Here is a 12,035-nt window from a genome sequence, read left to right as displayed (position 1 = left end):
GGAGCGAATTCATTCGCGATTGCAGCGCGCAGCGCTGCCGCCCACTGGCACCCCCGCCTTCCTTTGGCCATAATGTGCCTCCTTTTACACTCAGGACTGGCCATGTGGTTCAAGCACTTGCATCTCTATCGCCTGCATGAGGCACCCAGCATCTCCGGCGACACCCTGGAAGATGCGCTGGCCGAACAAGCCTTTCGCCCGCTGGGCGGAAGCGAGGCCACGCGACTCGGCTGGCGTCCGCCGGGCGGGCGTCGCAGCACGCAGTACATGCACGAGCTGCAGGGCCACCGATTGCTCAGCGCCCTGCGCCAGGAGCGGCTGCTGCCGGCCAGCGTGGTGCGCGAAGAGGTCGAGGAGCGCGTCGCCGATCGCGAAGCCGCCGAGGGCCAGCCGGTCAGCCGCAAGGACAAGCAGGCGATCAAGGAGCAGGTCTATGAAGAGCTGCTGCCGCGTGCCTTCGTGCGCAGCCAGAAGGTCGACCTGTGGTGGGACACCCGCGGTGGCCTGATCGGCATCAACGCCTCGAGCCGCAAGCGTGCCGAAGAGATTCTCGACCTGCTGCGCCAGACCCTGGGCAGTCTCAAGGTCACGCCGCTGGCCAGCCAAACGCTGCCGGTTCGCGCCATGACCGAGTGGCTCAATGACGCCGACTCACGTCCCGCAGACCTGCTGCTGGGCGACCAGGTGGAGCTCAAGGCTCAGGGCGACGACGGCGTGCTGCGCGCCCGTCAGGTCGATCTCGACAGCGACGAGATCCACACCCTGCTGGCCGGCGGCCGCCAGGCCACGCGCCTGGCCCTGGAGATCGAAGGCCGGCTGTCGATGGTGCTCCACGACGACCTGGCGTTGAAGTCGTTGCGCTTCAGCGACGCCTTACTGGACGAAGCCAACGCCAGCGACGATGGTGATGACGCTATCCTGCGCATGGAAACGGATTTCGTGCTGATGGCGCAGGCGCTGGCCGCCGCCAGCGCACAGCTGCTGAGCTGGCTGGGCGGTGAGGCCAGCCAGGACGCAACCTCCTCCGTTACCGCTAACCTGGCCTCGACACCGTGACTGCTGATCTATCCGCCTCCACCGAAGACGCCGTTCGCCAAGCGGATCCGTTCGCCAAGATCCGCCCCTACCACGACGACGAGGTCGCCGAGGTGCTGGCGCGACTGGCCGATGATGCCGAGCTGCTCGATGCCCTGACCCAGTTCAAGCTGCCGCGGCTGGCGCGCTTCTCGCCGCGCCTGGCACGCACGATCGCTGGCTTCGCGGTGCGCCGCGAAGTGCGCGGCGTGGCCAGCGTCCACGACTTCCAGATGCGCATCGCCGGCTACATGCAGCGCATGATCCGCACTACCACCGACGCTTTCGAGGTCGAGGGGCTAAACGCGCTGGACGACGACACCGCCTACCTGTTCATCAGCAATCATCGCGATATCTCGCTGGACCCGGCCTTCGTCAACTATGCGCTGTATCTGGCCGGGCGCGACACGGTGCGCATCGCGATCGGTGACAACCTGCTGCAGAAGCCCTATGTCAACGACCTGATGCGCCTCAACAAGAGCTTCATCGTGCCGCGCTCGGCCAAGGGCAAGCGCGCCATGCTCGCCGCCTACCAGGCGCTGTCGGCCTATATTCGCCACTCGCTGACGATGGATCATCATTCGGTGTGGCTGGCCCAGCGCGAGGGGCGCGCCAAGGACGGCATCGACCGCACCGACCCGGCGATCATCAAGATGCTGACCATGGCCCGGCGCCACGTCGACAAGAGCGCCACCAGCGGCGACGCCATCAGCGAGCTGCGTGTGGTGCCGGTGTCGATCAGCTACGAGTACGACCCCTGCGACCTGCAGAAGGCCCACGAGCTCTATGCCATGCACACCGAAGGGCGCTACCAGAAGGTACAGTACGAGGACATCCGCTCCATCGTTGCCGGCATCATCGGTCACAAGGGGCGCATCAAGCTGACCTTCGGCACGCCGCTGGGCACCGACTACGACAGCCCCGAGGCGGTGGCCGAGGAGATCGACCGCCAGGTACTGGCGGGCTATCGGCTGTTCCCCAGCCACCAGCTGGCACTGGAGGCCAGCGGCAAGGCACCCGACCTGATCTGCCTGGACGACGTGACCGACGCCGATCGCGAGCAGTTCCGCCAGCGCCTGGAGCAGATACCCACTCACCTGCGCGACTGGTGGCTGGCGCAGTACGCCAACCCCGTGCTCAACCGCGCCGGCCGGCTATGAGGCGCTGACGCCATGGGCCATGCCCACCTGCCCTACGACCGCGGCAGCCAGACCCGCGAGGCGCACCGCATCACCCTGATCGGCGCCGTCATCGATACTGTGCTGGGGGTGGCCAAGGTGGTGGTGGGCCTGATCGTCGGCTCAGCGGCGCTGGTGGCCGACGGCGTCCACTCCTTCTCCGACCTGGTCACCGATGGCTTCGTGCTGGCCGCTACCCATTTCGGCCGCCAGGCGCCGGACACCAACCACCCCTACGGCCACGGCCGCATCGAGACCCTGGCGACCCTGTGGCTGGGCAGCATCCTGATCTTCGTCGCCGGCGGCATCGCCTGGGCCAGCCTGACACGGCTGTTCGACGCCGCCTCGATCCCCGCACCCGGCGGCTGGGCCATCGCCCTGGCCGTGGTCGCGCTGCTGGCCAAGGAGTGGATCTTCCGCGCCACCCTGCGCGTCGCCAAGCGGGTCAAGTCGCGGCTGCTCGAGGCCAATGCCTGGCACTCGCGCAGCGATGCCTTGTCCACCGTGGTGGTGCTGGTGGGTCTGATCGGCGCCCAATTCGGCGCCGGCTGGCTCGACGCCGTGGCGGCGGCGGTCGTGGCGCTGATGGTCGGCAAGATTGGCGCCAACCTGCTGTGGGAGTCGAGCCAGGAGCTGGTCGATACCGCCCTCCCCGAGGACCAGCAGCGCCAGATGCGCGAACTCGCCGAGGCGGTCCCCGACGTCTACAACGTCCACGACCTGCGCACCCGTACCGTGGGGGGCCACGTGCTGCTCGACGTCCATATCGTGGTGCCACCGCGGGTCACCGTTTCCGAGGCCCACGAGATCGGCAACGAGGTCAGCCGTCGGCTGCGCGAGCGCTTCCCGACCCTTACCGACGTGACCTTCCATATCGACCCGGAAGACGATCAAGGCAAGGTGGACCCCAGCCTGATGCCGGGCATGCCGCTGCGTGAGGACGTCGAGGGCAAGCTCGACGAGGTGTGGTCGGCGCTGCCGGTATGGCAGGCACGGGTGGCGCTGGACCTGCACTACCTGGGCAACCGCGTCGACATCTCGATCTTCGTTCGCGAGCTTCCCGACGGTCAGAGCCTCGACCAGGCCGCCGACCTGCTGCGTGATTACGCCCGTGAGCTCGGCTGGGTGGGTCGGCTGCGCGTATGGCAGGGGCCCGGCAAGGCCTGATACTCTAATTAAAACGCACGACAACCACGTCACCATAACGATAATCGCGTCACGCAGGGCGCCCCATGGCCAAGCTACCTTCCAGCGGGTTTCGATGCTCGCGCCGCCGTTTTCTGGCCGGCGCCGCCGCGCTGTTTCTGGCCGCCGGCCTGGGGCTCGCCACGGCGCCGGCTAGCGGCAACCTCGACCCCTCGCGGCTGCGCAGCGTAATGCAGTCGCGCTATGGGGGCCGCGGCGTGGCAGTGCTCGAAGAGTGGTTCACCCTGCTCGAGCGCCTGGCGGGCGCCGATATCGATGCCCAGCTGCGCGAGGTCAACGACTTCTTCAATCGCCGCGTGCGCTGGGTCGACGACATCGACAACTGGGGTCATGAAGACTTCTGGGCCACGCCGCTGGAGACCATGGGCCAGGGCCAGGGCGACTGCGAGGACTACTCCATCGCCAAGTACATCACCCTGAAACAGCTCGGCGTTCCAGGCGAGCAGCTGCGTATGATCTACGTGCGTGCACGCATCGGCCGCAGCCAGATCACCCAGGCCCACATGGTGCTCGGCTACTACGAAACGCCCAGTGCCGTGCCGCGCATCCTCGATAACCTGGTGCCGTCGATCACCCCCGCCACGCAGCGCAACGACCTCGATCCGGTGTTCAGTTTCAACAGCGAGGGCCTGTGGGCCGGCGGTTCGACCCAGTCGCGCGCCGACCCCACCCAGCGGCTGTCGCGCTGGAGCAGCGTGCTCAGCCGTATGCAGGACCAGGGCTTCCTATGACAGATCCTATCAATAAGACTACCGCCACCAGCGGGCCACGCAGGCAAGGGAGACAACCGCCATGTCACTGATCAAACAGCTGTGGCTGACCATACTGGTGCTGCTGCTGCTCGCCTTCGGCGGCAGCCTGGCGATCGGGCTGAGCTCGCTCAAGCAGTACACCGAGCAGGAGATGCGCATCAAGAATGCCGACAACGCCAACGCCCTGGCGCTGTCGATGAGCCAGCTCGACAAGGACCCGGTGACCATCGAACTGCTGCTGGCCGCCCAGTTCGATACCGGCCACTACCGGCGCGTGGAGCTGCGCTCGCCGGAGGGTGAGGTGGAGATTCGCCGCGAGGCCGACGAGCGCCTGGCCGACGTGCCCGACTGGTTCGTCGAGCGAGTCCGCTTCGATATCCCCGCCGGTGAGGCGGTCGTCCAGGACGGCTGGCAGCAGTACGGCACGGTGGTGCTCGAGAGTCACCACAACTACGCCTACCACACGCTATGGCAGAACACCCAGCGGCTAGTGGCCTGGTTCGCGGTGGCCGCCCTGATCAGCGCCGCACTGGCCTGGTGGATCGTGCACAGCATCCGCCGCCCGCTGCGCCGGGTGATCGACCAGGCCCGCGACATCGGCAACCGCCGTTTCACCACCTCCGAGGCGCCGCGCACCCTGGAACTGCGCCAGGTGGTCACTGCCATGAACCTGCTCTCGGCCAGCGTGCGCGACATGCTCGGCCAGGAGAGCGAAAAACTCGAACGCCTGCGCCGCAAGCTGCAGCAGGACGAGGTCAGCGGTGCCGACAACCGCGGCCACTTTCTGCAGCAGCTAGAACGCGCCCTCGATCCCGACACCGGCCAAGGCATGGGCAGCCTGGTGATCGTGCGGGTAGCGCGCCTGAGTGCTCTGAATCACACGCTGGGCCACCAAGCCACCAACCGCCTGCTGGCCGATGTCGCCAGCGCCCTCAAGCAGCTGGCCAACGTCTATGGCGGCGGCCACGTAGGGCGCCTCAACGGCAGCGACTTCGCCCTACTGCTGCCCGGCGACGACGACCTCGAGGCGCTGGCCAGGGCGCTCAAGGCCAAGCTGCATCCGCTTACCGACGGCGCATCAGCGCCCATCGGCCTGCCCATGGCACTGATCGCCTATACCCACAGCGATGCCCGCGGCGAACTGCTCAGCAGCCTGGACGGCGCCCTGGCCCGCGCCGAGGATGACGGTGACCACGCCGTCGGCATCGCCAGCGGGGCCGCCCACCAGTCGCTGTTCAACAACCGCGACGACTGGCGCCGCGCTCTCGACACGGCACTGGGGGAAGGCCTGCATCTCGGCCACTACCCGGTGCTCGACGCCGACGCCAACCCGCTCCACTTCGAAAGCCCGTCGCGGCTCAAGATTCAGGGCCACTGGCAACCCGCCGGCGTCTTCATGCCGTGGATCTCGCGGCTGGGCATGAACGTCGACTTTGACCTTGCCGTAGTGAAAACCGCCCTCAAGCAGATCGACAAGGACAGCAAGCCGCTGGGCATCAACCTCTCTCATCAGGCCGCTCGCGACAGCCGCTTCCTCAGCGACATCAAGCCGCTGCTCAAGCAGTATCCGCAGGCCGCGGCCAAGCTATGGCTGGAGCTACCCGAATCGGTGGCGGTGCATCACATGGAAAGCTTCAGAGGTCTGTGCCGCGAGCTACAGCCGTTCGGCTGCCGGCTGGGGCTCGAGCACGTCGGCGCCGAATTCTCGACCCTCGCCGACCTTCACGATGTCGGCCTTGCCTATCTCAAGATCGACGCCTCGCTGGTTGCCGGCATCGACGAACAGCCCGACCAGCAGGCCATTCTGCGCGGCATGGCGACACTGGCCCACTCGCTGGGTGTGCTGGTCATTGCGGAAGGGGTAACGCAAAAGAACGAAGCCGAGACCCTGTTCGAGCTCGGCCTGGATGGCGTAACGGGGCCCGGGGTGCGCAAAGAACCGCCACAACACAATGGCGATTGACGCCCTACGGAATAAGCGGCCGCGGCGTTAGATGACGTCGCTGTCGCTGTCGTCCATCAACCCCACATCGTTGACGCGACGGCGTAGATTCTGGCGGGTCATCAGCTTCTCGCGCGCGGCATCCGGCAGGTCGGTGAAACTGATCACCCCTTTGTCCATCAGCACCTCGATCACGTCCTCCAGCACCCGGACGAATTCGAGGTCGGATTGGCGAAGCCTGTCGCCTTCTTGGTAGGCAACCTGCTTGCCTAGAAACAGCGCGATCTCGGGAGAGTCCGGTGACAGATATTCACTGCAATCAGGCGAAGAATCGCGGCTGAGCAACTTGATGTTGCCATTCTTATCTCGCTGAACGTACATGGAATCTCCCCGTGGGCGGCGCGCGCTGAAAGAGTAATTCAACAGACCAAAAAAGGCAAAAGCCCCGCTCGGCAGGCGCCGAGCGGGGCAATATCAAGCGACGTGTTATTGGTCGATATGGATCTGGCCGTTTTCGATCATCTTGGCGATGAGTTCCTCACTGTTCCCCGGTGCTGCACCGAAGTCACTAAAGGACTTGCCTTCCAAGCGAATGGTCTGATCGGCATTATCCGTGCTGCCAGCCAGGCTACCGTCTGAGCTGAGATACAGCACTGTATCAGATCCGTCCTGTGCGGCCATCACGAAGTCACCAATATTGCTCTCGTTCTCACCCTGCAGAAGATCGGCGATGTCGAGAATATTGTCACCATTTCCAAAGTCGGTAACGATATCGTTTGTTGGTGAATCACTGTCGCCTTGGTCACCAAAGTTCCACCGGAAGACATCATCGCCATCGCCGCCGGTAAGCGTGTCGTTTCCAGCGCCGCCAACGATCACATCATTCTCACTAGTTCCCTCCAAGGTGTCAGCAGCATCGCTACCAAACAGCACATTGACGTCTGGGCTATCGATGCGAATCGACAGGTTGGCTTGCGCCTGGTTGCCATTTGGCTGGACCAACTGATAGGTAAAGGTCTCGATACCGCCAATATTGCCGGCCTCTTCATTCGGGGTGTAGGTATACTCACCGTTGCCCTGAATTTCCAGAGAGCCATAGCGTCCATCGATCGTTATCGTGTTACCCAAACCGACCGTTTCAAAGGTGTCACCGTTCAGGATTTGCAGCTCGGCATTTGCCGGACGCAGATCCGAATCGCCTTGCGCATCCTGATCGGTGATGACGTTGCCGTTAATTGCGTCGACCACGACATCCTGCCTGTCTTCAGCCGTTAGTTCGAGAGCTACACCTGAGACATTAACGCTTGGATACTGAGCCGGGAATGGTCCGAATCCATTAAACCCGCCCACTAAGGTCGAATCGAATACCACTCGATAGTCACCGCTCTCAATATCTTCAAAAGTGGCACTACCAATACCGGACGAAAGAGTTCCGTCGAACCCTGAAATATGTTCCCAGGAACCCGGCAAAACTTCTTTTTCTAGCCTCCATTCCACACTCGCAGAGGAGCAATAAGTGATACCGCTCGGCTCAGACAACGAAACATTGAAGTTCAATGCACCAGCGCTACCCTCATCCACGGTAAATTCAATTGTTCGAGTAGTATTAACTGTCCTCGTGGTCGACTTCGTGATTGCAAGGCTGGATGCAGATGTCTGGCCAGAGGTTTGCTCACCCGGCAAATCGATTACCGAAATGTTCGCCGTATTTATGTTGTCAACTGCAACAGGCGGGTCGACTGGCGTTGACGACGACATAGGCTCGCTGGACACACCATCGGTACTGATCGCAGTGGCAGTGACGTTGATATCGGCGGCATCCGCGTCGGGCCGCACGGTGAGGCCATCCAACTGATCCGTCTCCACCCGGTAGACGCCATTGTCGGAGACCAAGGGATTGCCGTTGAACAGCAGCGCCCCACCCTCGACTTCCAGCAGATAGTGATCGATTTCGCCATCGTCTTCGATGGTGCCGCTGAGCTCCACTGGGTACAGGGTAGTGGTGGTGTCCACCTGCGCCTCAATGTCGAAGATATCGACAACTTCCGCCGGGTCAGTGGTAGTAACCTTGAACTCAACGACTGCTTTACCGTCGGCATCCAGGGTGACGGTATAGCTTTCGTTTACTGGATCGAACACGGCGTTATTGTCATTGTTCGGTTCGTAGTATGAGAACTCGGCTTCCTTATCGCCATTGATAAATACTTCATACTTGTCCCGCGTCCCGCCCCGGTTCTGCCAAGAGGGCAATCCATCAGGGTTCCCGTCCTCCCAACCTCCTTTGGCCTGGTGCGTCCAGGACAGCGTCACCTGCTGGCCGGCATTCTCCACGCCAAAATCGAAGACAACTTCCTTGGTCACGGACGGCGGCGTGGGATCATCAATGATGGCGTCACCGGCTTCGCCAACTCCGCTGATATCGCTGAAATCGTCCTTGAGAATGGTTTCGTTCCCGACCTCAGACGTCACCATAACACTGACCTCAGGCACCAGTGGAGCATCCGGCGTATCCGGAGCACCCGCATCCGGGCTGTTGAGATTGATGGTCAGTGTCGCCTCGTCCGTGGAACCGTCAGCGTCCACGGCGGTATAAACGAACTCTTCGGACTCTGGCAGAGAAGCAGGCACATAATTCAGCCCGCTGAGGACATACCCCTCGTTCTGAGTGTTTCCGGTATCCAGGCTGAAAACCAGGAAACTAAACGGACTGTCCGTCTCAATAGAGAGATTTTGCGGTGCACCATTGGCATTTTCACCGCTAAACTTTCCTGACCCGACCTCATTGCCATCGGCGTCGAAAGCGGTCCATTTCCCTTGATCGGTTTGAGAGGCGTTATATCGCGCTATGGTTGCAGTGGCTGATGTTGCTTCTTCGGAAAGCTGTAGCACCAGGCCCTGACCATCACCGATACGTGTACCGCCGATATCCACCCCCAGCCCCGCACGCTCGTTGCCAGGCTGGAAGCCGACATCGCTTTGGGCGGCAGAAGTCAGGGCGTTCAAATCGAGTGCCCCGCTATTCAGTGCGGCGGCGATGTTGTCAAAGCCCCATAGGCCTGCGGTTCCGGACTTCCAAGCAGAAAGGTTGTTGTTGGGCACATTATTCGGCGTCACATCAGTGGCTGCAAAGGTGAAGCTGCCATCCCGGTTGATGGTTAGCGTGCCGCTGTCGGTTTCGATGACAAGTGGATCGGCTCCTTCACCAAACTGGTAGACCGTTCCCTCATGAGCGACCTGGGTCAGAGACAGGTCCCGATCGGCGCCAAGATCATTCTCCAGCACATCTCCACCCACTGATTCGCCGGCATCAACGCTGGCGCTATCGTCCTTGGCTTTCACTCCATCATCTACAATGGTGACATTGATGCTGCCAGGCTCACTTTGAACACCACGGCCGTCGACAAGCACCACATCAATGCCATCTTTATCCAAGGTGGCATCCGTGTCGCTACCGTCCTGATGATTCACCGTATCGACCAGCTCGAAGGTATAGCTAACTACGCCAGTATCGGCATCATATCCATTGATAGTCAGGATATTACCTTCAGCGGTAGTTATAATGACTGGATTATTAGCGCTATCAGCTAATGCAGCGACACTAATTTCAACGTAGCCGCTATCACCATTATTCTCGACACCAGTCATACCCTCGGTGCCCGCTGACGTCCCCTTGACCCACAGCGAAGCAACGCCGGCCATAGCAACCAGAGTCATCTCGCCACCAGCCTTGCGATCCGCTTCTTCGGGGCCAGACTGAGTTCCCTGCTGGAGAAATGCCTCGTACACCACCACATCCTGAGATTCTAGCCCCTGGATTTCCGGAGCTTCAAACTCGAACGGGGTGCCGGTGAGATCGAAGGTCAGGGTATTGCTACGGGTATCGCCGTCGCCATCCTTGAGGATATAGGAGAACTGCTCACTTTGCGCTCCCTCCTCGATCAAGGCGCGGCCTTCAGGCGTCAACACATAGCTATAGCTAAACTCACCGTTCCCCTTATAGGTTGCAGTAAGTTCACCGTACTGGCCCGAAACGGTTACGGACTCACCAGCAGTAAGGTCAGATAGCACGACCGAGTCGTCATTAGCACCAATCAAAGTAAACGGTTCATCATCATGCGGACCATCGGCGCCCCAGCTGGCATCAAAGGTGCCATCAATCGACGGCTGGTTTTCGTGGACGATTTCAGCGAACAGCTTGAAAGAATTTGACTTGGTCTCTGTAGTTCTAACTTTTTCGACCAGGTCGCCGTTTTCATCTTCAAAGCCACGGATACGGAATGTGAATTTCTGACCGTCGACCTCTATGCTTACCGTCTTGTCCGGATTGCTTATGCGGACAAAGTCATCGTTTTCTTTCGCGGTCGGATTTGGATTTGTATTTGGGGTCTCTTCATGGTCCAGCGCGATGATGGTAGTAACCGGCGTCATAACACCGTTAATCATCAGGTTGAAGGTAACCTCAAGCTCAACCTTGTCTAGCACTTGTGAATCGTTCGCTAAAATCTCGAAATTGTTATGCGTAAACTCGCCAATGGCAAACGGCGTGCCAAAATCTACAACACCATCAGTGCTGAGATTATTAGAATAAATGAAGGTATAGCTTGACGGCGCATTACTACCGGCCGTCGGTGTACCCCAACTAAGTTTGATACCATTATCAAGCTGAGAGGATGTTATCGATCCCGGCCAACCGGCCTCACTAATAATATTATTCCAAGCCCCTTCAAGGGCATCTAGGTCAACAGCATCGATCGTGACATCCAAATCGCCGGTGATAGGCTTGGCCCAGGCTGGAATATCGTCCTTGACGCTGACGATGATCTCGGAATCATCCGACCGCCCCGCCAAATCCGTGAGCTCAATACCAATACCGTCCTTATCAAGTAAATCGCGTTCGTTTTCCACCGGATGATCCAGCGGACTGGTCAGTTCGTAGGTGTAGTTAACGGTTGCCTCGGTACCCGCCTCATTTAGCGTTGCCCCCGAGAGCGTCAACACACCATTCTGAGTATCAATCACGATGGGATCGGCATCACCATTGGCAAGATCAGCAAGCTGCGCTGCGCTGATCACCACGGCACCACCGGATTGGGTAGCATTACCGCTAACTAGTGATCCGGTTACGGTGAAGTGCTGGATACCAGCGACGGCATTAAGCGAGAACGCGCCGTTGGCGGAGCGCCCATCTTCACCGATCGGGTCATTCTGACCCAGCTTGCCGGTGCCATTTTCAAGGGCTGCCTCATACACCTCGATATCACCGCCTTCAGCGCCGATGCCATCGATCGAAGGCGGACCAAACTCAAATTCCGTCGCGTCGATATCAAAAGTCAAACTGGTGGGTTCGGTGCTATCACCGTCACCATCGGTCAGTACGTAAGTGAACACGTCCTGCGGTGTATCTGTTGTTAGCAAGTCTCCACCAGCATTTTCCTTCAGCGTGTAGGTATAGCTGAAGTTGCCGCCACCATTGTCGGTTACCACCAAGGTGCCATAAGTGCCATTGATGCTCAGCGTATTGCTGTCACCAAAGCCGACCTGGCTGTTCTCGTCCCCGGCAATGCCGAACTTGATAGCGTTCTCGGCCGCAGGGCCGTCGGCACCCCAGTCGGCGCTGAAGCTGCCACTGGCCGTGGGGGAGTCCACCGGCTTGCCGTCGCTACCGACGAAGCTGCTATCGATTTCGCTGACTAAAGCATCAATTGAGTAAGCGATATCATCATTATCAACCGGTACGTCGTCGACGATGGTGAGGGTAACCGCGTTGCCCACGTCCACCGCGCCGCTGACGGTATCGCCATCACCGTCGGTACCGGTGAATTCGAGGGTCACCACGCCGTCGGCCAGCGTCAGGGTCGCGGCACTGGTGCCGTCACCCTCATG

Annotated in this window: 7 protein-coding genes; 5 read left to right on the top strand and 2 right to left on the bottom strand. The window is 60.7% G+C overall.

The window, feature by feature from the left end; all coding sequences use genetic code 11:
* Positions 1 to 102 precede the first annotated feature (102 nt).
* The 5 genes from BLT16_RS20235 to BLT16_RS20215 all read left to right on the top strand — a co-directional run bounded on the left by BLT16_RS20235 (position 103) and on the right by BLT16_RS20215 (position 6,173).
* Entirely contained in the window at positions 103 to 1,056 is a 954-nt protein-coding gene (locus BLT16_RS20235) for a recombination-associated protein RdgC (RefSeq protein WP_089660745.1), read from the top strand.
* Positions 1,053 to 2,234, top strand: coding sequence for a 1-acyl-sn-glycerol-3-phosphate acyltransferase (locus tag BLT16_RS20230; protein ID WP_089660744.1), 1,182 nt, complete (start codon positions 1,053 to 1,055; stop codon positions 2,232 to 2,234). Before BLT16_RS20235 ends, BLT16_RS20230 begins: the two co-directional genes overlap by 4 nt.
* A gap of 12 nt (positions 2,235 to 2,246) precedes the next feature.
* On the top strand, positions 2,247 to 3,419 hold the full coding sequence (locus BLT16_RS20225; RefSeq protein ID WP_089660743.1) for a cation diffusion facilitator family transporter: 1,173 nt from the start codon (positions 2,247 to 2,249) through the stop codon (positions 3,417 to 3,419).
* 65 nt (positions 3,420 to 3,484) lie between these two features.
* Positions 3,485 to 4,189 (top strand): transglutaminase-like cysteine peptidase, encoded by a 705-nt coding sequence (locus tag BLT16_RS20220; RefSeq protein ID WP_176817297.1) that lies wholly within the window; start codon positions 3,485 to 3,487, stop codon positions 4,187 to 4,189.
* Positions 4,190 to 4,250: 61 nt separating this feature from the next.
* Positions 4,251 to 6,173, top strand: a complete 1,923-nt coding sequence (locus BLT16_RS20215; RefSeq protein ID WP_089660742.1) for an EAL domain-containing protein — start codon at positions 4,251 to 4,253, stop codon at positions 6,171 to 6,173.
* A 27-nt stretch (positions 6,174 to 6,200) separates the two neighbouring features.
* Here BLT16_RS20215 and BLT16_RS20210 read toward each other — a convergent pair whose 3' ends face one another.
* Both BLT16_RS20210 and BLT16_RS20205 read right to left on the bottom strand, forming a co-directional pair.
* Positions 6,201 to 6,533: a tryptophan synthase subunit beta like protein gene (locus BLT16_RS20210; RefSeq protein ID WP_089660741.1), complete on the bottom strand. Its 333-nt coding sequence runs from the start codon at positions 6,531 to 6,533 to the stop codon at positions 6,201 to 6,203.
* 105 nt (positions 6,534 to 6,638) lie between these two features.
* Positions 6,639 to 11,984: a type I secretion C-terminal target domain-containing protein gene (locus BLT16_RS20205; protein WP_218124478.1), complete on the bottom strand. Its 5,346-nt coding sequence runs from the start codon at positions 11,982 to 11,984 to the stop codon at positions 6,639 to 6,641.
* Positions 11,985 to 12,035: the final 51 nt, after the last annotated feature.

The organism is Franzmannia pantelleriensis, assembly GCF_900102875.1.
Taxonomy (GTDB): Bacteria; Pseudomonadota; Gammaproteobacteria; order Pseudomonadales; family Halomonadaceae; genus Franzmannia; species Franzmannia pantelleriensis.
The sequence above is the reverse complement of the archived record's forward strand: the minus strand, read 5'-3'. Positions and strand labels throughout refer to the sequence as shown.

Bases quoted from the DNA above. Each gene is read 5' to 3' on its own strand.
- BLT16_RS20215 (WP_089660742.1), top strand. From the start codon at position 4,251: ATGTCACTGATCAAACAGCTGTGGCTGACCATACTGGTGCTGCTGCTG.
- BLT16_RS20225 (WP_089660743.1), top strand. From the start codon at position 2,247: ATGGGCCATGCCCACCTGCCCTACGACCGCGGCAGCCAGACCCGCGAG.
- BLT16_RS20235 (WP_089660745.1), top strand. From the start codon at position 103: ATGTGGTTCAAGCACTTGCATCTCTATCGCCTGCATGAGGCACCCAGC.
- BLT16_RS20220 (WP_176817297.1), top strand. From the start codon at position 3,485: ATGGCCAAGCTACCTTCCAGCGGGTTTCGATGCTCGCGCCGCCGTTTT.
- BLT16_RS20210 (WP_089660741.1), bottom strand. From the start codon at position 6,533: ATGTACGTTCAGCGAGATAAGAATGGCAACATCAAGTTGCTCAGCCGC.